Source organism: Streptomyces sp. NPDC047841 (assembly GCF_040704085.1).
GTDB classification, from domain to species: Bacteria; Actinomycetota; Actinomycetes; order Streptomycetales; family Streptomycetaceae; genus Streptomyces; species Streptomyces argyrophylli.
The window spans coordinates 294,453-319,021 of the sequence record NZ_JBEYRP010000008.1; the positions used below are offsets into that span (position 1 = coordinate 294,453).

The window sequence follows — 24,569 nt, forward strand, 5'->3', positions numbered from 1 at the left end:
GAGCCGGACGAGACCTCGCGGTATTCGGCGAAGTCCCGCAAGATCCGTGAGCGTTGATCGCGTACGGCCCCTCGGGTGCGCCATCATCGGCCGCGAGATGCTGGACACGCAACAGAGCGAGGCCGCGCCGCAGAAGGACGAGCCGCGCGGATGCCTCTTCGCCCTTTCCCAGCCACCGCTGATGATCTTCCTAGCGGTGATCGGGTGTCTGCTGCTCATGGCTGCGCTGCACGACCTGCTGCTGCTGTGAGCCGTACACGTCCGTCCCGGCGCCACCCGCCGGGACCGACGTCGCACCGGGGCGGGCGGAGGACACCCCGGCCCGCCGCTCCCGGCCCGCGCCGCCTCCCCGGCCAGGCCGCCTCCTCAGCCCGTCGCCTCCTTGCGCCGGGCCCGGTAGGCGGCGACGTGCAGCCGGTTGCCGCAGGTACGGCTGTCGCAGTAGCGGCGCGAGCGGTTGCGGGACAGATCCACGAAGGCGCGCCGGCAGTCCGGGGCCTCGCAGCGCCGCAGCCGTTCCTGCTCGCCCGCCACCACGAAGAAGGCGAGCGCCATCCCGCAGTCCGCGGCGAGGTGGTCCGCCACGGAGGCGCCCGGTGCGAAGTAGTGCACATGCCAGTCGTAGCCGTCGTGGTCGGTCAGACGGGGCGTGGTGCCCGCGGCGGCGACCAGTTCGTTGATCATCATCGCGGCGGACCGGGCGTCCGGGGCCGCGAAGATCGCCGCGAACCGCGCCCGGACCCTGCGCACCGCGGAGAGGTCGAACTCCGAGAGCACGCCGACGTCGCTCATCTTGTGGCTCCGCACGAAATCCGCAAGAGCCGGGACGCCGGGCAGTCCGTCCGCCGCCGCGTCGTCCTCCGGCGCGGTGTTCACCAGATCCACCACGGTGTCGAGGGCGCACCGGGTGTCGTGGGTGATCAGCACGTTTCGCTCCCTGGCCTGGGGGGTCGGGCGGACGCCCGCCGATGCTGGCCGATGGTAGCGACAACAGCGCCCACCGCACCCGTGTGTGCCGGACCTCTCGCCCGGGGGTAGGACGCCGCCGGCCGCCCGGGGGTTCCCGGGCCAGGCCGGGCGCACGCAGCGCGCCCGGACGGACACGCAGGGCAGCCGGACGCGGACGGCCCGACGCCGCCTCCGTGACACTCACGGTGACGGCGACGGCCTGTGCCGTATGCGGTTGTCTTGGCCCGAGCCGTCTCCCCGAGTGGACGGCGCCGGGCTGCTCGGGAGGGCCGCGGCCTAGCTCTCCGCCAGGATGTGCGAAAGCTCCTGATCCAGGTCGAAGTGCCGGTGTTCCGTGCCGGGCGGCACGGCGGCGTCGGTTCGCTTCAGGAAGGACTCCAGGGCCCGCGCCGGGGCCTCGAGCAGCGCCTCCCCCTCCGGGGAGCTGAGGGCGATGCACACGACGCCCTGACCATGGCTGCGGGATGGCCAGACGCGGACGTCGCCGGTGCCGGTGGGCCGGTGAAGCCCCTCGGCGAGGAGGTCGCGGGCGAACACCCACTCGACGGTCTCCTCGGCTCCGGTGTGGAAGGTGGCGTGCACGGCGTAGGGGTCGGCCGTGTCGTACCGCAGGCCTGCGGGGACAGGCAGGGAGGACTCGCTCGACACAACGAGGCGCAGGTGCAGCTCGCAGCTGACCGTGGTGTTCATAAGCGCCAGGGCCTTTCGCTCAGTGTGCGCTCGGGGATTCGCACGTCGGCGAAATCGACATGCCACCTACGGTGCCGTTGTAAACCCCTCTGAGGGTTTTGCGTGTGTTTACGTAACTCTTCCGGCCGAGAACTCGTGCCGGATCTACGACCATTCCGGTGACTGGATTCACTCGGGTAGGGTTTGTCTGTATGAATACGGGGAGTGACGAGCCGGGCGAGGTCGCCGTGGCAGCGGACAAAGCGAGGGCGGACCGGAGCGACACCGGGGACGACACCGGCCACGAGGCCGGGCACGAGGGCGAGCGCGGGCTCGGCTCGCGGGCGCCGGAGTTCGTCAAGGCCCGCCGGGTCCTGCACCTGAGCTGGCAGGTCGGGGTCTTCGTGGTCGGCCTCGCGGTGGTCGGCGCAGGGATCGTCATGCTGCCGCTGCCCGGGCCCGGCTGGGTGGTGATCTTCGGGGGCATGGCGATCTGGGCGACCGAGTTCGTCTGGGCCCAGCTCGTGCTCCGCTGGACCAAGCGCAAGGTCACCGAGGCGGCCCACCGGGCCCTCGACCCCAGGGTGCGCCGCCGCAACATCGTCCTGACCGTGATCGGACTGGTGATCATCGGCGTGCTCGCCGGGATCTACCTGTGGAAGTTCGGCCTCGTCATGCCGTGGAAGATCAAGGACCAGTGACGCGGCCCGGGGGCCCGGCCCGCCTCCGCCGTCCAGCGCCGGTCGGAGGCACCCCCTGACATGGGGTAATCTTCTTCCTGTGCCCGGGCGATTAGCTCAGTGGGAGAGCGCTTCGTTCACACCGAAGAGGTCACTGGTTCGAACCCAGTATCGCCCACCCGGACCGACGGCCCACCTGCGACCAGCAGGTGGGCCGTCGGCGTATGCGCGCCGCGCCCTGCCGGTCGGTGGCGGGTGCGAGGGGGTCGGGCCCCCGGCCTCCCGTACCGGCGCGTTGTGCGGAAACGGCGACAACGCTCGGGGCTGCGCACCTGATCGTGGTGACGCGGGCCTCGGCCGGGCAGCCCGAGCGCCGGACCCCGGCCCGGTCACCGGACCCCGGCCCGCGCGCCGGTCGCCGCACGACGGGCGGCCCGCACCCCGGGGACCACGTCAGCCGGCGCCGACGACCGGCCATCACGGGCCGGCCCTCCTGTCCTGCGCCGACGTCCCCGCCCCCACCCACCTCAAGACGGGCTTCCCGACGTAGTAGTCCTTGTGGAAGAAGCCCCAGACGGAGGCCGTCGGCGGAAAATCCCCGGGACGTTTTCCAAAAGGCCGTCATATTCCTTGGGAAGTATGACAAGCGAGGAATTCGCCTCGACCTGATGTCACAGGTGCGAGCCGGAATCCGAGCCTGGACCACAACTTCCGGAAGGCGGGCGCCGAACCGCGGCCGGCCGAGACCTTGGAGGAGTAGTCCAGGCTGATCTGACGGAGTGGTGGACCGGCGCCTACAGCCGGCAGGCCCCGCACCACGACCCCCGCACCACCTCGCGCACACTCGACCCATGGAATGGAACCACTACCGCTTCCTCAGCGTGTGGCCCCTGCCCGCCCCGCCGGCCACCGTGTACGCGGCACTGGAACGGGCCGAGGACTACCCCCGCTGGTGGCCGCAGGTACGGGCGGTGACCCGGCTGGACGACGGCACCGGCGTGATCACCATCCGCTCCGCGCTGCCGTACGCCCTCACGTCCACCGTGCGGGAGACCCGGCGCGACCCCGCCGCAGGCGTCCTGGAGGTCACCCTGTCCGGCGACATCGAAGGCTGGGCCCGCTGGACGGTGACCCCCGGCGGCCCCGGCACCCTCGCCCGGTACGACCAGGAGGTCCGCCTCCGCAAACCCCTGCTCAGACGGCTCGCCGTACCCGGACGGCCGCTCTTCCGCCTCAACCACCGGCTGATGATGCGGGCGGGGCGGCGCGGACTGCTGCGCCACCTGGAAGCGGTTTGAAGGAACCCGGCCCGGGCCTGTATTGTTCAGTGCGTTCCCGGGCGATTAGCTCAGTGGGAGAGCGCTTCGTTCACACCGAAGAGGTCACTGGTTCGAACCCAGTATCGCCCACCGGGAGAGGCCGGTCCGCCGACGCGGGCCGGCCTTCCGCATGCCGCCAGGCCCTCACGCGGCCGCCGGCAGCTCCGGCCGGAGCGGCCACTCCGTACTGACGACCTCCTCCGAACCGCTGCGCGCGAACCACGCCTGCAACCCCCGCGCCTGCGCCGCGTGCCAGTTCGCCTGCAAGGTGTGCAGGTCGGCGGGGGACAGGCGTTCCAGCCGGGCCGCGAACCGGCGGCCCAGCGCCCGGACGACCTCCATCGCGGCCAGCGCGTCCGCCGCCGCGTCGTGCGCGTCCTGCAGCGTCACCTCGTAGTGCGCGCACAGGTCCGTCAGCGTGCGCCGGCCCTTGCGGTACCGGTCCAGGTGCTTGTCCAGCACCCGCGGGTCCAGCACCCTGAGCGGCACCGACTCGAACCAGCGGTCCAGCGACGACGCCCGGTGCCGGCGCAACTCCCGGTCCAGCAGCGTCAGATCGAACGGCGCGTTCATCACCACCAGCGGCCGGCCCAGCGCCGCGTGCTCGGCCAGCTGCTCGGCTATCTCGTACACCACCGGGGCCGGCCAGCGCCCGTTGTGCTGCAGGTGCTCCTCCGTCAGCCCGTGCACCGCCGTCGCCGCCTCCGGCACCGGCACACCCGGGTTCACCAGCCACCGGCTGATCCGGGGCCGGGTTCCCGGCGCGTCCTGGACGACGACGGCGGCCGACACGATCCGGTCGGTCTCGACGTCCACGCCCGTCGTCTCCGTGTCGAAGGCGGCCAGCGGCCCCTCGTACCAGGTCGTCATGCCAACCCAACTCCTCGCTCACCCATGGCAGATGGCGTTCCGTCTTCTGCCCGTTTGGTGATACCCGGGCCGTTTGCGCCGTACGCCGCGAGGAGACAACAGGAGTACGGGTCTTTGCAGTTCAACGGCCCGCAGCGGGGAAACCCTTGCCCTGGAAGGCTGTTGGTCATGGCCATAGCGCAGCCCGAGCGGGGCGGGCTGCTGCCCGAACGTCCGGGACACCTTCGCGGCTCGCTCGCCACCACCGCCTGCATGGAGACACTGCAGGTCGGCTATCTGCACGCGGTCGCCGCCGCGGCGGGCTGCTCGCTGTCCCAGCCGTTCCCGGACAACGGCATCGACTGGCACGTCAGCCACAGCGCGCCCGGGCACACCGTCGACGACGAGGTCACGATCAAGGTGCAGCTGAAGGCCACCTACCAGATCCCGCCGAACCCCCCGGGGCGCTCGTTCTCCTTCACCCTCGACAACGACCACCTGCGCAAGCTCGCCCGCACCCCCGTCTCGGTGCACAAGATCCTGGTCGTCATGCTCGTGCCGCGCTCCCAGGACGACTGGCTGCGCGCCGGCCACGACCGCCTCGACCTGCGGCACTGCTGCTACTGGAGCAACCTCGCCGGCCACCCCGTCACCGGCCGGAACCGGACCACCGTACGGATACCGACCTCGCGCATCTTCGACGACCGGGCGCTCTGCGAGATCATGACGCGGGTCGGGACGGGAGGCAGACCATGAGGAACCGTCCCTGCGACGAGCCGGTGCGGCACGTCCGGCCGCACCCCGACGACCTCCCCTGGGACCGGCCGCCCGAGCCCGCCGACGTCGACCCCGCCGTGCTCGGCGCCCTGCTGCGCCGGCACGGCTGGCAGCGGCGCGGCGGAGCACCCGGCCGGTACGGCCGCTGGACCCCGCCCGGCCCGGCCGACGGCGCGACCAGCCTGCTCGTCCCCGAGAGCCGCGCCTTCCCCGACAGCGACGACCTGCTCGGCGAGGCCCTCGGCGCCCTCGCCCGCAGCCGCACCCCCTCCGCGCGCGAAGTCCTGATCTCCCTCGCCGTACCCAGCGACGAGGTCCGCTGGTGGCGCGACACCCCGGCCGGACCCGCCGGCGCCGCCCCCTGGACCGCCGACGACCACCTGCGCGGCGCCGCCCGGCGCACGCTGCTCGCCGCCGCGCTCGCCACGCGCGCGCGTGCCGGCTACTACGGCGCCCGCCACCGCCGCTCCGCCGCCGTCCTCCTGGACGACGTCCTCGTCGGCCCCGCCGGCGAGGGCCGCACCCTCACCGCCTTCGTCCCCCTGACCGCCGGCCGGCCCCTCGCCGTCCGCCTCCACCAGGCCCTCCACGCCGCGCGTGAGGCCATCGACTACCGCAGGGCCACCGGCGGCATGGACGCCTTCGACGGCGCCGTCGAGGCCGGGGTCAGCCGGGAACTCACCGAGGCGCTCGCCGCCCTCGTCCGCGGCACCGAGGGCGCCCGCGTCGCCGTCGCCTGGGCACCCGGCGCCGGCGTCCCCGAAGGCTGCGCCCCCTCCGCCGAACCCGTCGAGTTCTCACCCGGCGACCTGCCCGCGCTCCGCGAGGCCGCCGCCCGCTACCTGCGCGCCGAACCCTCCGTCCCGGTCACCGTCACCGGCGCCGTCGTCCGCATGCGCCGCTCCGGGCCCGGCGGCGAGGGCACCGTACGCCTGCGCGTCCTCGCCGGCGCCGACGTCCCGCACGTCCGCGTCACCCTGGGCGAGGAGGACTACCGCATCGCCGGCCACGCCCACCTCGTCGGCCTCCCTGTCCGCGTGCGCGGCCGGCTGGAGCGCCGGGGCGGCTTCCGCACGCTCACCGGCGCCTCGGGAGTGGTCCCCGTGCAGGTGGACGAGGCCGAGCGGGACCGGCTGCTGAAGTCCCTGCAGGAGAACCTCGACTTCTTCGAGGAGGCGTGCGGGGAGGCGTGACGGAAGGGGGGCGGACGGTAACCGTTTCGCGGTCGGTGCCGTCGGGTCGGTACGATCGCCTGTGCGCGCGCTCCTGGTATGGCGCCGCACCCCACCTTCAGTCAGGAGAGACCGGTGTCAGACGTCCGTGTGATCATCCAACGCGATTCCGAGCGGGAAGAACGCGTGGTGACGACGGGCACTACGGCCGCCGACCTCTTCGCGGGCGAGCGCTCGATCATCGCCGCGCGCGTGGGCGGCGAGCTGAAGGACCTCGCGTACGCACTGTCCGACGGCGACGAGGTCGAGGGCGTCGAGATCTCGTCCGAGGACGGCCTGAACATCCTGCGCCACTCCACCGCGCACGTCATGGCGCAGGCCGTGCAGGAACTGTTCCCCGAGGCCAAGCTGGGCATCGGCCCGCCCGTCAAGGACGGCTTCTACTACGACTTCGACGTCGAGAAGCCGTTCACGCCCGAGGATCTCAAGGCCATCGAGAAGAAGATGCAGGAGATCCAGAAGCGCGGGCAGCGCTTCGCCCGCCGTGTCGTCACCGACGACGCGGCCCGCGAGGAGCTCGCGGACGAGCCGTACAAGCTGGAGCTGATCGGCCTCAAGGGCTCGGCGTCGCACGACGACGGCGCGGACGTCGAGGTCGGCGCCGGCGAGCTGACGATCTACGACAACCTGGACGCCAAGACCGGCGAGCTGTGCTGGAAGGACCTGTGCCGCGGTCCGCACCTGCCCTCGACCCGCCTCATCCCGGCGTTCAAGCTGATGCGCAACGCGGCCGCCTACTGGCGCGGCAGCGAGAAGAACCCGATGCTCCAGCGCATCTACGGCACCGCCTGGCCCTCCAAGGACGAGCTGAAGGCGTACCTGGACTTCCTCGCCGAGGCCGAGAAGCGCGACCACCGCAAGCTCGGCAGCGAGCTGGACCTGTTCTCCATCCCCGAGCAGATCGGCTCCGGCCTCGCCGTCTTCCACCCCAAGGGGGGCATCGTCCGCCGGGTCATGGAGGACTACTCGCGGCGCCGCCACGAGGAAGAGGGCTACGAGTTCGTCTACACCCCGCACGCGACGAAGGGGAAGCTCTTCGAGACGTCCGGGCACCTGGACTGGTACGCCGACGGCATGTACCCGCCCATGCAGCTCGACGAGGGCGTGGACTACTACCTCAAGCCCATGAACTGCCCGATGCACAACCTGATCTTCGACGCGCGCGGCCGGTCGTACCGCGAACTGCCGCTGCGCCTCTTCGAGTTCGGGACCGTGTACCGGTACGAGAAGTCGGGCGTCGTGCACGGCCTGACCCGCGCGCGCGGCTTCACGCAGGACGACGCGCACATCTACTGCACCCGTGAGCAGATGTCCGACGAGCTGGACAAGACGCTCACCTTCGTCCTCGGCCTGCTGCGCGACTACGGCCTGACCGACTTCTACCTGGAGCTGTCCACCAAGGACCCGGAGAAGTTCGTCGGCTCCGACGAGGTCTGGGAGGAGGCGACCGAGACCCTGCGCGAGGTCGCCGAGAAGCAGGGCCTGCCCCTCGTCCCCGACCCGGGCGGTGCCGCCTTCTACGGCCCGAAGATCTCCGTCCAGGCCAAGGACGCCATCGGCCGGACCTGGCAGATGTCGACCATCCAGCTCGACTTCAACCTGCCCGAGCGGTTCAACCTGGAGTACACGGGCCCCGACGGCTCCAAGCAGCGCCCGGTCATGATCCACCGCGCGCTGTTCGGCTCCATCGAGCGCTTCTTCGCCGTCCTGCTGGAGCACTACGCGGGTGCCTTCCCGGCGTGGCTGGCGCCGGTCCAGGCGATCGGCATCCCGATCGGCGACGCGCACGTGGAGTACCTGCAGAAGTTCGCGGCCGCCGCCAGGAAGCAGGGGCTGCGCGTCGAGGTGGACTCCTCCTCGGACCGCATGCAGAAGAAGATCCGCAACGCCCAGAAGCAGAAGGTGCCCTTCATGGTCATCGCGGGCGACGAGGACATGTCGAACGGCTCGGTGTCCTTCCGCTACCGCGACGGCTCGCAGGAGAACGGCATCCCGTTCGACGAGGCCCTGGCGAAGATCGCCAAGGTGGTCGAGGAGCGGGCCCAGGTCTGAACCGCCCGAGCACCGAAGGCCCCCGGACCACGGTCCCGGGGGCCTTCCCCGTGCCCGCCCACCGGCCGGGCCCGGTCACGGAGCGCCGGCCGGCCGCCCCGGCGACACGCCGGGAAGGGCCGAAGCCATATGCTGCCTAGCATGACGAGTGAGCCGGAGCAGCAGATCGGAGTGGGGACGCAGGACGCGTTCCAGCGCCTGTGGACGCCCCACCGGATGGCCTACATCCAGGGCGAGAACAAGCCGACCGGCCCGGGGGCCGGCGACGGCTGCCCCTTCTGCTCGATTCCGGCCATGTCGGACGAGGACGGGCTGGTCGTCCGGCGCGGTGAGCATGTGTACGCCGTCCTCAACCTGTACCCGTACAACGGCGGCCACCTGATGACCGTGCCCTACCGCCATGTGGCCGACTACACGGACCTGACCGGGCCGGAGACCGCCGAGCTGGCGGAGCTGACCAAGCAGGCGATGACCGCCCTGCGGACCGCGTCCGGCGCGCAGGGGTTCAACATCGGCATGAACCAGGGCGGGGTGGCGGGGGCCGGTATCGCCGCGCACCTGCACCAGCACATCGTCCCGCGCTGGGGAGGCGACACGAACTTCATGCCGGTCGTGGGCCACACGCGGGTGCTGCCGCAGCTCCTGGCGGACACCCGGAAGATGCTGGCGGAGGCGTGGCCGGCGGCGTGAGCCCGTCCGGCACGTGCGGACCGTGAGGACGAGGCCGTCCACGACCGGCGCGCGGGCCCAGGGCCGGCCCCGGACCCGCGCACCGGCCGAACCGACGGGGGCCTACGCGTCGTAGACGTCGGCCTTCTTCGGCATCGGGTCCTGGACGTTGCCGCTGAGGAAGGCCGAGCGGGCGCCGAACTTCTCCGTGTTCACGCCGTTCTCCGCCAGGAGCTTGATCGCGGCGGAGTGGACCACGCGCAGCACCGGGGTCGCCGCGCGCAGCGCGTCGTCGGCCATGAAACGGTGGCGCCACGGCTGGTCGGCCCAGGCGTGCCGCAGGCCGAACGGCTCGGGCAGGCCCAGTGAGCCGCCGAGCCAGTTCAGCAGCGGCGGGTACCAGGTCAGCGGGGCCCGCACGGCGAGCCGTACCACCTCGTCGGTGGTGACCAGCGGCAGCTTGATCGTGCGGTTCTCCCAGGGCTTGAAGGACTTGGCGACCTCCTTGGTCGGCGCCTCCGGCTTGCTGGTGAACAGCGAGTTCACCGGCCCCAGCGCGTGCCCGGTGACCTCGATGCGCAGCGTCTCGTGCAGCACGGTGACGGTGATCAGCATGGTGATGACCAGCTGCCCGTCCCACAGGGTCCACTGCACGCCCAGGTAGTGCCGGTCACCGCTGCCGAACTGCTGCTTGTTGCAGATGTCCTGTATGGCGTGCGGCTTGACCTGGAAGGCCTCGACGTCGGTGCCCTCGGGCCGGGACACCGCCGTCGCCTTCTCGCCGATGGGGGTGACGATCCAGTGCCGTATCGACGGCTTGGGGAAACCGCCGGTGTTCAGCGGGCCGCGCTCCAGGAGGGCCAGCTGGTCGTGGATCGCGCGCACGACGTCCCAGCTGCGGAAGGGGTGGATCTCCCGGCCGGGGTCGGCGGGCACGAGGTCCTCGGCGAGCTGCCAGGCGCCCCAGCGGGTGCCCATGCCGAGTATGCCCTTGGGGCCGGCGTAGAAGACCGAGTTCGACTGCTGCTCGGCGCTCAGCCGGGCCAGTGACTGGCGCAGCTCCTCCGCGGCGGTCTGGCCGGGGCCGCGCGGCACGGCCTCCGGGACCTTGGCGCCGACGCTGGTGCCCGAGAGCAGGCCGTCCCAGCGGACGCGCAGGTCCTTGGCGGTGCGCTCGCAGATCTGCTTGGCCCAGAACCAGCCGAGCACGGGCACGACCACGCACGCGCGGGCGTACCAGGCCCAGAAGCCGGAGAACGGCATCTTGATCAGGAACAGCGCGGCGAGCACACCGACGCCCAGCAGGAGCGCGGTGGCCAGTGCCCCGGCCCGCTTGTCCTCGCGCCTGGCGACGAACGTGCGCAGCTGGAAGACGAGCAGCCAGCCGATCATCCCGGGCAGGAAGAGCAGGCCGCAGACGACGGTGATGACCGTCAGGCGGTTGTCGCGCTCCCGGCGGATGTTGTTGGCCGCCAGGGCGTGCTCCACGACGAACTTCGGTTCGGAGCCGAAGGACTGGATGAGCGGCTTGCGTCCGGGGGCGAGCATCCGGTCGACGAGGGCCCGGGAGAACGCCTCACCCAGATTGGGCCGGAACAGCTTGAGCCGGCCGGGCTTGACCGTCGACTGGTGCCACTCGTTGTCGGCCTTCTTGATCTCCTCGATCGGGCTGTCCCGGTACGCCGCCGAGGCCAGCGCGGAGGTGGCCGCCTGCCCCTCGTCGCCCGAGACGGGTACCTGGGGCCCGTCCCACTCCGTTCCAAACGACATTCCCGCCCCCATCACCGCCGGTGCCGTTCCTGCGGCCTTCCCGACTTCCCTGCCCCGCACACCTGTTGGACCGGCCGTCGTGCCGGCACCGGTCGGCTGCCGGTCGGTCGCGGCGCGACGACATCAGGTGATCAGCGTATCCGCCGGCACCGACAGCGTGTGGGCGGACGGCCGAAGCCGCCCGCCCGTGCGCCGGTCGTGCGCCGGTGTACTAGGCCTCGTCCCCGGCCTGTTCGCGGACGCGTTCGGCGATCTGCGGCGGCATCGGCTCGTGCCGGGCGTACCTGCGGTCGAAGCGGGCCGTGCCGTGCGACAGCGAGCGCAGGTCCACGGCGTACCGCCCGATCTCGAACTCGGGCACCTCGGCGCGGATCAACGTCCGTCCCGTGCCCACCTGTTCGGTGCCGAGCAGCCGGCCGCGGCGGCTGGAGAGGTCGCTCATCACGGCCCCCACGTAGTCGTCGCCGACCAGGACGGTCACCTCGGCGACCGGCTCCAGCAGATGGATCCTCGCGTCCGCCGCGGCCTCGCGCAGCGCGAGCGCGCCCGCCGTCTGGAAGGCGGCGTCGGAGGAGTCCACCGAGTGGGCCTTGCCGTCCACCAGCGTGACCCGCACGTCGACCAGGGGGTAGCCGGCGGCGACCCCCTTGGCGGCCTGCGCGCGGACGCCCTTCTCGACGGACGGGATGAACTGGCGGGGCACCGCGCCGCCGACCACCTTGTCCACGAACTCGATGCCCGAGCCGCCCGGCAGCGGTTCGATCTCGATCTCGCAGATGGCGTACTGGCCGTGGCCGCCCGACTGCTTGACGTGCCGGCCGCGCCCGGCGGCCCGGGTCGCGAACGTCTCCCGGAGGGAGACCCGGTGCGGGACGACGTCGACCTGGACGCCGTAGCGGCTGCGCAGCCGTTCCAGGGCGACGTCGGCGTGCGCCTCGCCCAGGCACCACAGGACGACCTGGTGGGTGTCCTGGTTCTGCTCCAGGCGCATGGTCGGGTCCTCGGCGACCAGCCGGGACAGCCCCTGGGAGAGCTTGTCCTCGTCGGCCTTGCTGTGCGCGTGGATGGCGAGCGGCAGCAGCGGGTCGGGCATCTGCCAGGGCTCCATCAGGAGCGGGTCGTCCTTCGCGGAGAGGGTGTCGCCGGTCTCGGCGCGGCCGAGCTTGGCCACGCAGACCAGGTCGCCGGCGACGGCGTGAGTGACCGGGCGCTGCTGTTTGCCGAACGGCATGGACAGGGCGCCGACCTTCTCGTCCACGTCGTGGTCCTCGTGCCCGCGGTCGGCGAGGCCGTGCCCGGAGACGTGCACGGTCTGGTCCGGGCGCAGGGTGCCGGAGAAGACGCGGACCAGCGAGAGCCGGCCGACGTACGGGTCGGAGGAGGTCTTGACGACCTCGGCGACCAGCGGGCCGTCCGTGTCGCACGGCTTCAGCTCGCGCGGCTCGCCGTCGATGGTGGTCACCCCGGGCAGCGGGTGCTCGAACGGGGTCGGGAAGCCGCGCGTGACCAGCTCCAGGAGTTCCACCGTGCCGAGACCCTGCCTGGCGCCCTCGGCGGCGGGGGCGGCGGCCAGCACGGGGAAGAACGAGCCGCGTGCCACGGCCCGCTCCAGGTCCTCGATCAGCGTCTTGACCTCGACCTGCTCGCCGCCCAGGTAGCGGTCCATGAGGGTCTCGTCCTCGCTCTCCGCGATGATCCCCTCGATGAGCCGGTTGCGGGCCTCCTCGATGTCCGGAAGCTGGTCCTCGCCCGGTTCGGACTCCTTGCGTTCCCCGGTCGAGTAGTCGAACAGCTTCCGCGACAGCAGTCCGACGAGCCCGGTCACGGGCGCGTGCCCGTCGGGGCCCTCGAGGCCGCGCAGCGGCAGGTACAGCGGCAGGACGGCGTCGGGGTCGTCGCCGCCGAAGGTCTCCGCGCAGATCCGGGTCATCTCCTCGAAGTCCGCGCGGGCGGCCTCCAGGTGCGTGATCACGATCGCGCGGGGCATGCCCACGGCCGCGCACTCCTCCCAGACCATCCGGGTCGATCCGTCCACGCCGTCGGAGGCCGAGACGACGAAGAGGGCCGCGTCCGCCGCCCGCAGACCGGCCCTCAGCTCACCGACGAAGTCGGCGTAGCCCGGGGTGTCCAGGAGGTTGACCTTGATGCCGTCCCATTCGACCGGCACGAGGGAGAGCTGTACCGAGCGCTGCTGCCGGTGCTCGATGTCGTCGTGGTCGGAGACGGTGCCGCCGTCCTCGACGCGCCCCGCCCGGTTCACCGCCCCCGCGGTCAGCGCGAGCGCCTCCACGAGGGTCGTCTTTCCCGAGCCGGAGTGGCCGACCAGCACCACATTCCGTATGGACGCGGGTCGGTCGGCCGCCAGAGCCCTGCCGGCGGCCCCGGGGTGGTGTGTCTGTGCCTTGTCGCCCATGATCCTGCCTCCCGTACACGGTGAGGGTGGGCGCGGACACGCGGGATCCGCGTGTGCGGCGGCTCCGGCGACGCCCGCGGTTATTCGAGCTTTCCACTCCCGTCACGCCGCGTCCATACGAAGGACCGCGACGGGTGCGCAGCGTGCGTACGCGGCACCGATCCCGTCACGCACGCCCCGCGCGCGACGGCACGCGCCGGTTCCCGGCGCGGCTGTGGGTGCCCGCCCGCCACGCACACGCGCGCGTGGCTACGATGGGCCAGCCGGCGGCCACCAGGGGCCGCGGCGACACCGACCGTCGGGAAGGCCATGCTGAACAAGTACGCGCGTGCATTCTTCACGCGTGTCCTCACACCGTTCGCCGCGTTTCTCATCCGCCGGGGCGTGAGCCCCGACACGGTCACGCTCATCGGCACGGCCGGGGTGATCGCGGGGGCGCTGGTCTTCTACCCCAGGGGCGAGTTCTTCTGGGGCACGGTCGTGATCACCCTGTTCGTCTTCTCCGACCTGGTCGACGGCAACATGGCCCGCCAGCTGGGCCGCTCCAGCCGCTGGGGCGCCTTCCTCGACTCCACCCTGGACCGGGTCGCCGACGGCGCGATCTTCGGCGGCTTCGCGCTCTGGTACGCGGGCAACGGGAACGACAACGTGCTGTGCGCGGTGTCGATCTTCTGCCTCGCGAGCGGCCAGGTGGTGTCGTACACCAAGGCGCGCGGCGAGTCGATCGGGCTGCCGGTCGCCGTCAACGGGCTCGTCGAGCGTGCCGAGCGGCTGGTGATCTCGCTGGTCGCGGCCGGCTTCGCGGGCCTGCACAAGTTCGGTGTGCCGGGCATCCAGTGGCTGCTGCCAATCGCCCTGTGGATCGTCGCCGTCGGCAGCCTGGTCACCCTGGTCCAGCGGGTCGTCACCGTCCGCCGCGAGTCCGCCGAGGCGGAGGCGGCGGCCCGGCAGAGCACGAGCGAGGCGACGCAGTGAGCGCCGCCGACCGGCTCACCGACACGCTGTACGGACTCGGCTGGAGCACCGTCAAGAAGCTCCCGGAGCCGGTGGCGGTGCGTCTCGGCCGGACCATCGCCGACCTCGCCTGGAAGCAGCGCGGCAAGGGCGTCCAGCGGCTGGAGGCCAACTACGCGCGCGTGGTGCCGGGCGCCACCGCGGAGCGGCTCGCCGAGCTGTCCCGCGCGGGCATGCGCTCCTACCTGCGCTACTGGATGGAGTCCTTCCGGCTGCCGGCCTGGAGCGCCGAGCGCGTGCGGACGGGCTTCGACCCCAAGGACGTGCACCACCTGACCGACGGCCTCGCCTCCGGCCGGGGCGTGATACTCGCCCTGCCTCACCTGGCCAACTGGGACCTGGCCGGCGCCTGGGTCACCACGGAGCTGAGGACGCCGTTCACGACGGTCGCCGAGCGGCTGAAGCCCGAGACGCTCTACGACCGGTTCGTCGCCTACCGCGAGGGCCTCGGCATGGAGGTCCTGCCGCACAGCGGCGGCTCCGCGTTCGGCGCGCTGGCCCGCAGGCTGCGCGACGGCGGCCTGGTGTGCCTGGTCGCCGACCGCGACCTGTCCGCCTCCGGCGTCGAGGTCGGCTTCTTCGGCGAGACGGCCCGGATGCCGGCCGGACCGGCCCTGCTGGCCCAGCAGACCGGCGCGCTGCTGCTGCCCGTCACCCTCTGGTACGACGAGACGCCCGTCATGAAGGGCCGGGTGCATCCGGCGATCGAGGTCCCCGGGTCAGGTAACCGGGCCGAGAAGACGTCTGTCATGACACAGGCGCTGGCCGACGCCTTCGCCACCGGGATCGCCGACCACCCGGAGGACTGGCACATGCTCCAGCGGCTGTGGCTCGCCGACCTCGACCCCGCGAAGGGACCCGCGTGAGAATCGGGATCGTCTGCCCGTACTCCTGGGACGTGCCCGGTGGCGTCCAGTTCCACATCCGCGACCTCGCCGAGTACTTCCTGCGGCTCGGCCACGAGGTGTCCGTCCTCGCCCCGGCCGACGACGACACCCCGCTGCCGCCGTACGTGGTCTCCGCCGGCCGCGCGGTCCCGGTGCCGTACAACGGCTCGGTGGCCCGGCTGAACTTCGGCTTCCTGTCGGCCGCGCGGGTACGGCGCTGGCTGCACGAGGGCGCCTTCGACGTGGTGCACATCCACGAGCCGACCTCTCCCTCGCTGGGCCTGCTGACCTGCTGGGCGGCGTCCGGCCCGATCGTGGCCACCTTCCACACCTCCAACCCGCGCTCGCGCGCGATGATCGCCGCGTACGCGATCCTCCAGGCGGCGCTGGAGAAGATCAGCGCGCGGATCGCGGTCAGCGAGTACGCCCGCCGCACCCTGGTCGAGCACCTCGGCGGGGACGCGGTGGTCATCCCCAACGGCGTGGACGTGGACTTCTTCGCCGGGGCCGAGCCCAAGCCGGAGTGGCAGGGCGGCACCATCGGCTTCATCGGCCGCATCGACGAGCCCCGCAAGGGCCTGCCGGTGCTGATGCGGGCCCTCCCGCGCATCCTCGCCGCCCGGCCCGGGACACGGCTGCTGGTCGCCGGCCGGGGCGACGAGGAAGCCGCCGTCGAGAACCTGCCGAAGGAGCTGCGCTCCCGCGTCGAGTTCCTCGGCATGATCAGCGACGAGGACAAGGCGCGGCTGCTGCGCAGCGTGGACCTGTACGTCGCCCCCAACACCGGCGGGGAGAGCTTCGGCATCATCCTGGTCGAGGCGATGTCCGCCGGCGCCCCCGTGCTCGCCTCCGACCTGGACGCGTTCGTGCAGGTCCTCGACCAGGGCCAGGCCGGCGAGGTCTTCACCAACGAGGACGCCGACGCGCTGGCCGAGGCGGCCGTACGGCTGCTGGAGGACCCCGCCCGCCGGACCGCACTGCGCGAGCGGGGCAGCGCCCACGTGCGGCGGTTCGACTGGTCCACGGTCGGCGCGGACATCCTGTCCGTCTACGAGACCGTGACGGCGGGCGCGGCGGCGGTGGCCGCGGACGAACGCACGACGGGCCTGAGAGCACGCTTCGGGCTGGCACGGGACTGAGCGCCGGGCCGGACGCGCGGGCCGTCCGAGCCGAGCCGCGGAGCCTGCCCGGAGCCGCTCCCGGGCCGTGCCGGACGGCGTGGTACCGGCTCGTGGCGGCGGTCCGCGCAGCCGATAGCCTTCCGGCGTGACCGCAACCCTCATCTGGATCCTCGTCGCGCTCCTCGCCGTCGGCGTGTACCTCAGCTGGACGGCCGGGCGGCTGGACCGGCTGCACGTGCGGATGGACGCCGCGCGGGCCGCGCTCGACGCCCAGCTGCTGCGACGGGCCTCGGTCGCGCAGGAGCTGGCGACCTCGGGCGTGCTGGACCCGGCCGCCTCGATCGTCCTGTACGAGGCCGCGCACGCGGCCCGGCAGGCGGAGGAGGAGCAGCGGGAGGTCGCCGAGAGCGAGCTGAGCCAGGCGCTGCGGGCGGTCTTCGAGGACCCGGCGCAGGTGGAGGCCGTACGGGAGGCCCCCGGCGGCGAGGAGGCCGCCCGCGAACTGGCCGAGGCCGTCCGCAGGGTGCCGATGGCCCGCCGCTTTCACAACGACACCGTGGGGGCCGCCCGCCGGCTCCGCGAGCACCGCAAGGTCCGCTGGTTCCGGCTGGCCGGCCACGCCCCCTTCCCGCTGGCCTTCGAGATGGACGACGAGCCGCCCGCGGCCCTCGTCGAGCGGGTCGCCTGACCGACGGGCGCAGCAAAAGGATCCACCGGCTTGTCATTGGCCCTTGCTGTGGCCTGGTCCACTCGCGTTTCCTCGTCGGTGCAGAAAACCCTCTTCCCTTTCAGTGAGGTCACCCGTGTCCACCATCGACAACCAGGCTCCCGAGACCGGCACCGCCCGCGTGAAGCGCGGCATGGCCGAGCAGCTCAAGGGCGGCGTGATCATGGACGTCGTCACGCCGGAGCAGGCGAAGATCGCCGAGGACGCGGGCGCCGTCGCCGTCATGGCCCTGGAGCGGGTCCCGGCCGACATCCGCAAGGACGGCGGCGTGGCCCGCATGTCCGACCCGGACATGATCGAGGGCATCATCGACGCCGTCTCGATCCCGGTCATGGCCAAGTCCCGCATCGGCCACTTCGTCGAGGCCCAGGTGCTCCAGTCCCTCGGCGTCGACTACATCGACGAGTCCGAGGTGCTCACCCCGGCCGACGAGGTCAACCACTCCGACAAGTGGGCCTTCACCACGCCCTTCGTCTGCGGCGCCACCAACCTGGGCGAGGCCCTGCGCCGCATCGCCGAGGGCGCCGCGATGATCCGCTCCAAGGGCGAGGCCGGCACCGGCAACGTCGTCGAGGCCGTCCGCCACCTTCGCCAGATCAAGAACGAGATCGCCCGCCTGCGCGGCTTCGACAATCACGAGCTGTACGCCGCCGCCAAGGAGCTGCGCGCCCCGTACGAGCTGGTCAAGGAGGTCGCCGAGCTGGGCAAGCTCCCGGTGGTGCTGTTCTCCGCCGGCGGCGTGGCCACCCCGGCCGACGCCGCCCTGATGCGCCAGCTCGGCGCCGAGGGCGTCTTCGTCGGCTCCGGCATCTTCAAGTCCGGCGACCCGGCCAAGCGCGCCGCCGCCATCGTCAAGGCCACCACCTTCTACGACGACCCGAAGATCATCGCGGACGCCTCCCGCAACCTCGGCGAGGCCATGGTCGGCATCAACTGCGACACCCTCCCCGAGACCGAGCGCTACGCGAACCGCGGCTGGTAAGGCACTGGAACCCATGAACACCCCCGTCATCGGCGTCCTGGCCCTCCAGGGCGACGTACGGGAGCACCTCATCGCCCTGGCCGCGGCCGACGCCGTGGCCAGGCCGGTGCGGCGCCCCGAGGAACTCGCCGAGGTCGACGCCCTCGTCCTGCCCGGCGGCGAGTCCACCACCATCTCCAAGCTGGCCGTCCTGTTCGGCGTGCTGGAGCCCCTCCGCGCGCGCGTGCACGCCGGCATGCCGGTCTACGGCACCTGCGCGGGCATGATCCTGCTCGCGGACAAGATCCTCGACCCCCGCTCGGGCCAGCAGACCATCGGCGGCATCGACATGATCGTTCGCCGCAACGCCTTCGGACGGCAGAACGAGTCGTTCGAGGCCGCGGTCGACGTCAAGGGCGTCCCGGGCGATCCTGTGGAGGGCGTCTTCATCCGCGCCCCGTGGGTGGAGTCCGTGGGTGCCGGGGCCGAGGTGCTCGCCGAGCACGACGGCCACATCGTCGCCGTACGCCAGGGCAACGCGCTCGCCACGTCGTTCCACCCGGAACTGACCGGCGACCACCGCGTGCACTCCCTGTTCGTCGACATGGTGCGCGCGCACCGGACACCGGAGTAGGACGAGAGTCCTTGTAGGATCTCTGGCGTTCGTATCTGGATGGGTTACGCGAAGGAGACAGGCAGATGTCCGGCCACTCTAAATGGGCCACGACGAAGCACAAGAAGGCCGTGATCGACGCCAAGCGCGGCAAGCTCTTCGCGAAGCTCATCAAGAACATCGAGGTCGCGGCGCGGATGGGCGGCGCGGACCCCGAGGGCAACCCGACGCTGTACGACGCCATCCAGAAGGCGAAGAAGTCGTCGGTCCCCAACAAGAACATCGACTCCGCGGTCAAGCGCGGCGCGGGCCTGGAGGCCGGCGGCGCCGACTACGAGACGATCATGTACGAGGGCTACGGCCCGAACGGTGTCGCGGTCCTCATCGAGTGCCTCACCGACAACCGCAACCGCGCCGCCTCCGAGGTCCGCGTCGCCATGACCCGCAACGGCGGCTCCATGGCCGACCCGGGCTCGGTGTCGTACCTGTTCAACCGCAAGGGCGTCGTGATCGTCCCCAAGGGTGAGCTGAGCGAGGACGAGGTCCTCATGGCCGTCCTGGACGCGGGCGCCGAGGAGGTCAACGACCTCGGCGAGACCTTCGAGGTCATCAGCGAGGCCACCGACCTGGTCGCGGTCCGCACCGCCCTCCAGGAGGCCGGCATCGACTACGACTCCGCCGAGGCGAACTTCGTCCCCACCATGCAGGTCGAACTGGACGAGGAGGGCGCGAAGAAGATCTTCAAGCTGATCGACGCCCTGGAGGACAGCGACGACGTGCAGAACGTCTTCGCCAACTTCGACGTGAGCGACGAGATCATGGAGAAGGTCGACGCGTAACGCCCAGAGCCGACTGACCGGGCCGACGGGACACCCCGTCGGCCCGTCGCGTTGTCCGGCGTTGTCAGTGGCACCCGATAGCCTGCACGGACAAGCGACGGGGTGATCGAAGGAAGGGGCGCGCGTGCGCGTACTGGGGGTGGACCCCGGGCTGACCCGGTGCGGGGTCGGTGTCGTCGAAGGGGTCGCGGGCCGTACGCTCACCATGCTCGGCGTCGGGGTCGTCCGCACCCCCGCGGACGCCGACCTCAGCCACCGGCTGCTCGCCGTGGAGCAGGGCATCGAGCAGTGGATGGACGAGCACCGCCCCGAGTTCGTCGCCGTCGAGCGCGTCTTCAGCCAGCACAACGTGCGCACGGTCATGGGCACCGCCCAGGCCAGCGCCGTCGCCATGCTGTGCGCCGCCCGGCGCGGCATCCCCGTCGCCCTGCACACCCCGAGCGAGGTCAAGGCCGCCGTCACCGGCACCGGGCGCGCCGACAAGGCACAGGTCGGAGCGATGGTGACCCGGCTGCTCCGGCTCGCCGCGCCGCCCAGGCCGGCCGACGCCGCCGACGCCCTCGCGCTCGCCATCTGCCACATCTGGCGGGCGCCCGCCCACAGCCGGCTCCAGCAGGCCGTCGCCCGGCAGGCAGTCCACGCAACGAAAGGCCGTACGGCATGATCGCCTTCGTCAGCGGCACGGTCGCCGCGCTCGCCCCCGACGCCGCGGTCGTCGAGGTCGGCGGCGTCGGCATGGCCGTCCAGTGCACCCCGAACACGCTGTCGACGCTCCGGATCGGTCAGCCGGCCAGGCTGCACACCTCCCTCGTCGTCCGCGAGGACTCGCTCACCCTGTACGGCTTCGCCGACGACGACGAGCGCCAGGTCTTCGAACTGCTCCAGACCGCGAGCGGCGTCGGCCCCCGCCTGGCCCAGGCGATGCTCGCCGTGCACGCCCCGGACGCGCTGCGCCGCGCGGTCGCCACCGGTGACGAGAAGGCCCTCACCGCCGTCCCCGGCATCGGCAAGAAGGGCGCCCAGAAACTGCTTCTGGAGCTGAAGGACCGGCTCGGCGCGCCCGTCGGCGCCCCCGCCGTCGGCGCACCCGTCAGCCAGGGCTGGCGCGACCAGCTGCACGCCGCCCTGATCAGCCTGGGCTACGCCACCCGCGAGGCCGACGAAGCGGTCGCCGCCGTCGCCCCGCAGGCCGAGGCCGCGGGCGGCACCCCCCAGGTCGGGCAGCTGCTCAAGGCCGCCCTGCAGACCCTGAACCGCGCCCGCTGACCTGCGCCACCGCTAGGAGAACTTCGTGAACTGGGACGACACGACCGACGGCGCCGCCGAGGAGCGGCTCGTCGGGCCCGCCGAGGAGCGGCTGGTGGGCTCTGTCGCCGACCGGGAGGACCAGGCCGTCGAGGCCGCCCTGCGCCCCAAGGACCTCGGCGAGTTCATCGGCCAGGAGAAGGTCCGCGAACAGCTCGACCTCGTCCTGCGCGCCGCCCGCGCGCGCGGCGCCACCGCCGACCACGTGCTGCTCTCCGGAGCGCCGGGCCTCGGCAAGACCACCCTGTCCATGATCATCGCCGCGGAGATGGGCGCCCCGATCCGCATCACCTCCGGCCCCGCCATCCAGCACGCCGGCGACCTCGCCGCGATCCTCTCCTCCCTCCAGGAGGGCGAGGTCTTCTTCCTGGACGAGATCCACCGCATGTCCCGGCCCGCCGAGGAGATGCTGTACATGGCGATGGAGGACTTCCGCGTCGACGTCATCGTCGGCAAGGGTCCCGGCGCCACCGCGATCCCGCTGGAGCTGCCGCCGTTCACCCTCGTCGGCGCCACCACGCGCGCGGGCCTGCTGCCGCCGCCGCTGCGCGACCGCTTCGGCTTCACCGCGCACATGGAGTTCTACGAGCCGCACGAGCTGGAGCGCGTCGTGCACCGCTCGGCGCACCTGCTGGACGTCGAGATCGAGCCGGACGGCGCCGCCGAGATCGCCGGCCGCTCCCGGGGCACGCCCCGCATCGCCAACCGCCTGCTGCGCCGGGTCCGCGACTACGCCCAGGTCAAGGCCGACGGGGTGATCACCCGTGACATCGCGGCCGCCGCCCTCGCCGTGTACGAGGTCGACGCGCGCGGCCTCGACCGGCTGGACCGCGCGGTGCTGGAGGCCCTGCTGAAGCTGTTCGGCGGCGGGCCGGTCGGCCTGTCGACCCTCGCCGTCGCGGTGGGGGAGGAGCGGGAGACCGTCGAGGAGGTCGCCGAACCGTTCCTGGTCCGGGAGGGCCTGCTCGCCCGCACCCCGCGCGGCAGGGTCGCCACGCCGGCGGCATGGTCGCATCTCGGCCTCACCCCACCGCGCTCGTCCGGCGCGGGAAACGGACAACAGGACCTGTTCGGGGCGTGATGGTCACCGTCCGGCGAGGGCAATGGTGCGGGCCGGAACCCAGGTGCCATGCTGGGCGTTGTTCCATGCGAGCGGACTCGCTTAGACTCCGCCGATGCCGCCCTCGCGGGCGGCGCCGACCACACCCCCATCCAACTGGCCGCTCACCCGCGCGGTCGCGCGAAGGAATTCCGTCCCGTGAATGCCTATACCCTTCTCCCGTTCATCGTGCTCATCGCGGCGATGTTCCTGATGACGCGTTCGGCCAAGAAGAAGCAGCACCAGGCCGCCCAGATGCGGAACGAGATGCAGCCCGGCTCCGGTGTCCGCACGATCGGGGGTATGTACGCGACGGTCAAGGAGGTCAACGAGGACACCGTCCTCCTCGACGCCGGACCGGGCGTCGAACTCCTCTTCGCCAAGAACGCCATCGGCAGCGTCCTCAGCGACGACGAGTACAACCGGATCGTCCACGGCGTCGAGCACGACCTCAAGTCCGACGCCGGCCTCGTCCCGGACGACGCCTCCTCCCTCACCGAGACCGACGAGACCGACGGGCCTGCCGCCGCTGCCGCCGCCTCCGACGACAAGATCGACCTCGGTAAGAAGGACGCCGTGGAGGACGCCGACGCGGCCGGTGCCGCCGACGCCAAGGCGGAGGACGAGCCGAAGAAGACCGACGGCGACTCCGACGCGAAGTAGTCACGCCCCGGGAGGCGCGACGGCGGCATGACGGCGCCCCGCGCATCCCGGGCGCGTCTGTTTCCCGCACGGGAGCCCGACACCATGTCATGGCCGACCGCGCCGACGGGGCGCGGGGCGGCCCGAGAGGGAGTACGAGAAGGTGGCAGCACCTAAGAGGGGCCGAAGCGCGAGCGCCCAGAGCAAGCCAGGGCGCTCGCTGGCCCTCATCCTGATCGCCATCGTGGCGCTCACCGGGGGGATGTTCCTCTCCGGGCACACCACTCCGCGTCTCGGTATCGACCTCGCCGGTGGCACGAGCATCACGCTCAAGGCGAAGGCCGACCAGGGGTCCGCGATCAACAAGGCCAACATGGACACCGCGGTCGACATCATGAACCGCCGTGTCAACGGCCTCGGCGTCTCCGAGGCGGAGGTGCAGACCCAGGGGACCGACAACATCATCGTCAACATCCCCAAGGGCACCAACTCCAAGGAGGCCCAGGACCAGGTCGGCACCACCGCCAAGCTGTACTTCCGGCCGGTCCTGGCCAGCCAGCCCACCGGCGCCGCCGCGCAGAGCCCCTCGCCGAGCGCGTCCCCCAGCGGCGGCTCCTCGTCGAAGCCGAGCACGAGCCCGTCGTCCAGCGCCTCCTCGCAGCAGAAGGCCTCGTCCGGCTCATCCGGCTCCGCGTCCCCCTCGGCCACGGCGACCTCCCAGGGCCGCGCCGTCAGCGACGCGCTGAAGGCCGACTCCACCCCCTCGCCGAGCGCTTCCGCCTCCGGCAGCGGCAAGCCGTCGGCCACCCCCTCGGCCAGCCCCAGCGGCGGCACGAACACGGACTCCAAGCTCCAGGCCCAGTACGCGGCCCTGGACTGCAGCAAGCCCACCGACCGCGCCAACGCCGGCAAGAACGCCAAGCCCGGCGAGTCCACCGTGGCCTGCGGCGAGATCGACAAGGCCTGGTACAAGTACCTGCTCGGCCCCGCCGCCGTGGACGGCACCGAGGTGAAGAAGGCCCAGGCGGTCTTCGACACCCAGGGCGCCGCCGGCTGGCAGGTCCAGATGACCTTCACGGGCAGCGGCGCCAAGAAGTTCTCCGACATCACCGGCGAGCTGGCCAAGAACCAGCCCCCGCAGAACGAGTTCGGCATCGTCCTCGACGGTCAGGTCGTCTCCAGCCCGTACGTCAGCTCGGCCATCACCGGCGGCCAGGCGGAGATCTCCGGCAGCTTCAAGCAGGAGGAGGCGCAGAGCCTCGCCAACATGCTGTCGTACGGCGCCCTGCCGCTGTCCTTCCAGGAGCAGTCCGTCACCACCGTCACCGCCGCGCTCGGCGGTGAGCAGCTGCACGCCGGTCTGCTCGCCGGCGCGATCGGTCTCGCGCTGGTCGTGATCTACCTGGTGGTCTACTACCGCGGTCTGTCCCTCGTGGCCATGGCCTCCCTGGTGGTCTCCGCGATCCTCACCTACGTGATCATGTCGCTGCTCGGCCCGGCCATCGGCTTCGCCCTGAACCTGCCCGCCGTCTGCGGCGCCATCGTCGCCATCGGCATCACCGCGGACTCGTTCATCGTGTACTTCGAACGCATCCGGGACGAGATCCGCGAGGGCCGCACGCTGCGCCCCGCCGTCGAGCGGGCCTGGCCGCGCGCCCGGCGCACCATCCTGGTCTCCGACTTCGTGTCGTTCCTCGCCGCCGCGGTGCTGTTCATCGTCACGGTCGGCAAGGTGCAGGGCTTCGCCTTCACCCTGGGCCTCACCACGCTCCTCGACGTGGTCGTCGTCTTCCTCTTCACCAAGCCGCTGATGACGCTGCTGGCCCGCCGCAGGTTCTTCGCGAGCGGCCACAAGTGGTCCGGACTCGACCCGAAGAGCCTGGGTGCCAAGCCGCCGCTGCGCCGCACCCGCCGTCCCGCCGGACCCGTCGCCGGCCCTGTCGACCCGAAGGAGGCGTGAGC

The 24,569-nt window shown here is 71.9% G+C and carries 23 protein-coding genes, 2 tRNA genes and 1 pseudogene; 21 read left to right on the forward strand and 5 right to left on the reverse strand.

Features of this window, described 5'->3' with window-relative positions; all coding sequences use genetic code 11:
- The first annotated feature begins 97 nt into the window (after positions 1–97).
- Positions 98–250 (forward strand): hypothetical protein, encoded by a 153-nt coding sequence (locus AB0947_RS15555; protein WP_366750859.1) that lies wholly within the window; start codon positions 98–100, stop codon positions 248–250.
- A gap of 116 nt (positions 251–366) precedes the next feature.
- Here AB0947_RS15555 and AB0947_RS15560 read toward each other — a convergent pair whose 3' ends face one another.
- Both AB0947_RS15560 and AB0947_RS15565 read right to left on the reverse strand, forming a co-directional pair.
- Positions 367–927, reverse strand: a complete 561-nt coding sequence (locus AB0947_RS15560) for a CGNR zinc finger domain-containing protein (RefSeq protein WP_366750860.1) — start codon at positions 925–927, stop codon at positions 367–369.
- A 318-nt stretch (positions 928–1,245) separates the two neighbouring features.
- On the reverse strand, positions 1,246–1,659 hold the full coding sequence (locus AB0947_RS15565; RefSeq protein WP_004002642.1) for an SsgA family sporulation/cell division regulator: 414 nt from the start codon (positions 1,657–1,659) through the stop codon (positions 1,246–1,248).
- 191 nt (positions 1,660–1,850) lie between these two features.
- Here AB0947_RS15565 and AB0947_RS15570 point away from each other — a divergent pair, with 191 nt between their 5' ends.
- The 4 genes from AB0947_RS15570 to AB0947_RS15585 all read left to right on the forward strand — a co-directional run bounded on the left by AB0947_RS15570 (position 1,851) and on the right by AB0947_RS15585 (position 3,727).
- Positions 1,851–2,339, forward strand: coding sequence for a TIGR02611 family protein (locus AB0947_RS15570; RefSeq protein WP_366750861.1), 489 nt, complete (start codon positions 1,851–1,853; stop codon positions 2,337–2,339).
- A gap of 85 nt (positions 2,340–2,424) precedes the next feature.
- A tRNA-Val gene (locus tag AB0947_RS15575) sits at positions 2,425–2,496 on the forward strand.
- Between the two features lie 673 nt (positions 2,497–3,169).
- Positions 3,170–3,616 carry an SRPBCC family protein gene (locus AB0947_RS15580; RefSeq protein ID WP_366750862.1) on the forward strand — a complete coding sequence of 149 codons (447 nt, stop codon included), beginning with the start codon at positions 3,170–3,172 and terminating at the stop codon, positions 3,614–3,616.
- Between the two features lie 39 nt (positions 3,617–3,655).
- Positions 3,656–3,727, forward strand: a tRNA-Val gene (locus AB0947_RS15585).
- Positions 3,728–3,781: 54 nt separating this feature from the next.
- Here AB0947_RS15585 and AB0947_RS15590 read toward each other — a convergent pair.
- On the reverse strand, positions 3,782–4,507 hold the full coding sequence (locus tag AB0947_RS15590; RefSeq protein WP_366750863.1) for a 3'-5' exonuclease: 726 nt from the start codon (positions 4,505–4,507) through the stop codon (positions 3,782–3,784).
- A gap of 168 nt (positions 4,508–4,675) precedes the next feature.
- On the opposite strand from AB0947_RS15590, the gene AB0947_RS15595 reads away from it, so the two are divergent.
- The 4 genes from AB0947_RS15595 (at position 4,676) to AB0947_RS15610 (ending at position 9,237) form a co-directional block, all read left to right on the forward strand.
- On the forward strand, positions 4,676–5,242 hold the full coding sequence (locus AB0947_RS15595) for a DUF4365 domain-containing protein (protein WP_366750864.1): 567 nt from the start codon (positions 4,676–4,678) through the stop codon (positions 5,240–5,242).
- Positions 5,239–6,456: a hypothetical protein gene (locus AB0947_RS15600; protein WP_366750865.1), complete on the forward strand. Its 1,218-nt coding sequence runs from the start codon at positions 5,239–5,241 to the stop codon at positions 6,454–6,456. Before AB0947_RS15595 ends, AB0947_RS15600 begins: the two co-directional genes overlap by 4 nt.
- Positions 6,457–6,570: 114 nt before the next feature.
- Positions 6,571–8,547 (forward strand): threonine--tRNA ligase, encoded by a 1,977-nt coding sequence (thrS, locus tag AB0947_RS15605; RefSeq protein ID WP_366750866.1) that lies wholly within the window; start codon positions 6,571–6,573, stop codon positions 8,545–8,547.
- 129 nt (positions 8,548–8,676) lie between these two features.
- The gene (locus tag AB0947_RS15610) at positions 8,677–9,237 is read left to right on the forward strand and encodes an HIT domain-containing protein (RefSeq protein WP_366750867.1); all 561 of its coding nucleotides are present in this window, start codon (positions 8,677–8,679) and stop codon (positions 9,235–9,237) included.
- Positions 9,238–9,339: 102 nt separating this feature from the next.
- Here the strand turns inward: AB0947_RS15610 and AB0947_RS15615 are convergent, their stop codons facing one another.
- Positions 9,340–10,986 carry a hypothetical protein gene (locus tag AB0947_RS15615; RefSeq protein ID WP_366750868.1) on the reverse strand — a complete coding sequence of 549 codons (1,647 nt, stop codon included), beginning with the start codon at positions 10,984–10,986 and terminating at the stop codon, positions 9,340–9,342.
- A 211-nt stretch (positions 10,987–11,197) separates the two neighbouring features.
- A complete protein-coding gene (locus AB0947_RS15620; RefSeq protein ID WP_366750869.1) occupies positions 11,198–13,399 on the reverse strand; it encodes an elongation factor G-like protein EF-G2 in 2,202 nt (733 codons plus the stop codon).
- 254 nt (positions 13,400–13,653) lie between these two features.
- Here AB0947_RS15620 and pgsA point away from each other — a divergent pair.
- The 12 genes and pseudogenes from pgsA to secD all read left to right on the forward strand — a co-directional run bounded on the left by pgsA (position 13,654) and on the right by secD (position 24,567).
- A pseudogene (gene pgsA, locus AB0947_RS15625) lies at positions 13,654–14,374 on the forward strand (phosphatidylinositol phosphate synthase).
- Positions 14,371–15,279 (forward strand): phosphatidylinositol mannoside acyltransferase, encoded by a 909-nt coding sequence (locus AB0947_RS15630; protein ID WP_366750870.1) that lies wholly within the window; start codon positions 14,371–14,373, stop codon positions 15,277–15,279. The pseudogene pgsA and the gene AB0947_RS15630 overlap by 4 nt, the downstream one beginning before the upstream one ends.
- A complete protein-coding gene (locus tag AB0947_RS15635) occupies positions 15,276–16,439 on the forward strand; it encodes a glycosyltransferase family 4 protein (RefSeq protein WP_366750871.1) in 1,164 nt (387 codons plus the stop codon). Before AB0947_RS15630 ends, AB0947_RS15635 begins: the two co-directional genes overlap by 4 nt.
- A 127-nt stretch (positions 16,440–16,566) precedes the next feature.
- Positions 16,567–17,109 (forward strand): hypothetical protein, encoded by a 543-nt coding sequence (locus AB0947_RS15640; RefSeq protein ID WP_366750872.1) that lies wholly within the window; start codon positions 16,567–16,569, stop codon positions 17,107–17,109.
- 115 nt (positions 17,110–17,224) lie between these two features.
- A complete protein-coding gene (pdxS, locus tag AB0947_RS15645) occupies positions 17,225–18,130 on the forward strand; it encodes a pyridoxal 5'-phosphate synthase lyase subunit PdxS (RefSeq protein WP_208885584.1) in 906 nt (301 codons plus the stop codon).
- 13 nt (positions 18,131–18,143) lie between these two features.
- A complete protein-coding gene (pdxT, locus tag AB0947_RS15650; protein WP_366750873.1) occupies positions 18,144–18,743 on the forward strand; it encodes a pyridoxal 5'-phosphate synthase glutaminase subunit PdxT in 600 nt (199 codons plus the stop codon).
- Between the two features lie 65 nt (positions 18,744–18,808).
- On the forward strand, positions 18,809–19,561 hold the full coding sequence (locus tag AB0947_RS15655) for a YebC/PmpR family DNA-binding transcriptional regulator (RefSeq protein ID WP_171158121.1): 753 nt from the start codon (positions 18,809–18,811) through the stop codon (positions 19,559–19,561).
- A gap of 124 nt (positions 19,562–19,685) precedes the next feature.
- A complete protein-coding gene (gene ruvC / locus AB0947_RS15660; RefSeq protein ID WP_366750874.1) occupies positions 19,686–20,225 on the forward strand; it encodes a crossover junction endodeoxyribonuclease RuvC in 540 nt (179 codons plus the stop codon).
- Positions 20,222–20,827 (forward strand): Holliday junction branch migration protein RuvA, encoded by a 606-nt coding sequence (gene ruvA / locus AB0947_RS15665; RefSeq protein ID WP_366750875.1) that lies wholly within the window; start codon positions 20,222–20,224, stop codon positions 20,825–20,827. The genes ruvC and ruvA overlap by 4 nt, the downstream gene beginning before the upstream one ends.
- Before the next feature lie 25 nt (positions 20,828–20,852).
- Positions 20,853–21,947, forward strand: coding sequence for a Holliday junction branch migration DNA helicase RuvB (gene ruvB, locus AB0947_RS15670; protein WP_366750876.1), 1,095 nt, complete (start codon positions 20,853–20,855; stop codon positions 21,945–21,947).
- A 177-nt stretch (positions 21,948–22,124) separates the two neighbouring features.
- Positions 22,125–22,628: a preprotein translocase subunit YajC gene (gene yajC / locus AB0947_RS15675; RefSeq protein ID WP_366750877.1), complete on the forward strand. Its 504-nt coding sequence runs from the start codon at positions 22,125–22,127 to the stop codon at positions 22,626–22,628.
- A 142-nt stretch (positions 22,629–22,770) separates the two neighbouring features.
- Positions 22,771–24,567 (forward strand): protein translocase subunit SecD, encoded by a 1,797-nt coding sequence (secD, locus tag AB0947_RS15680; protein WP_366750878.1) that lies wholly within the window; start codon positions 22,771–22,773, stop codon positions 24,565–24,567.
- Positions 24,568–24,569 lie beyond the last annotated feature (2 nt).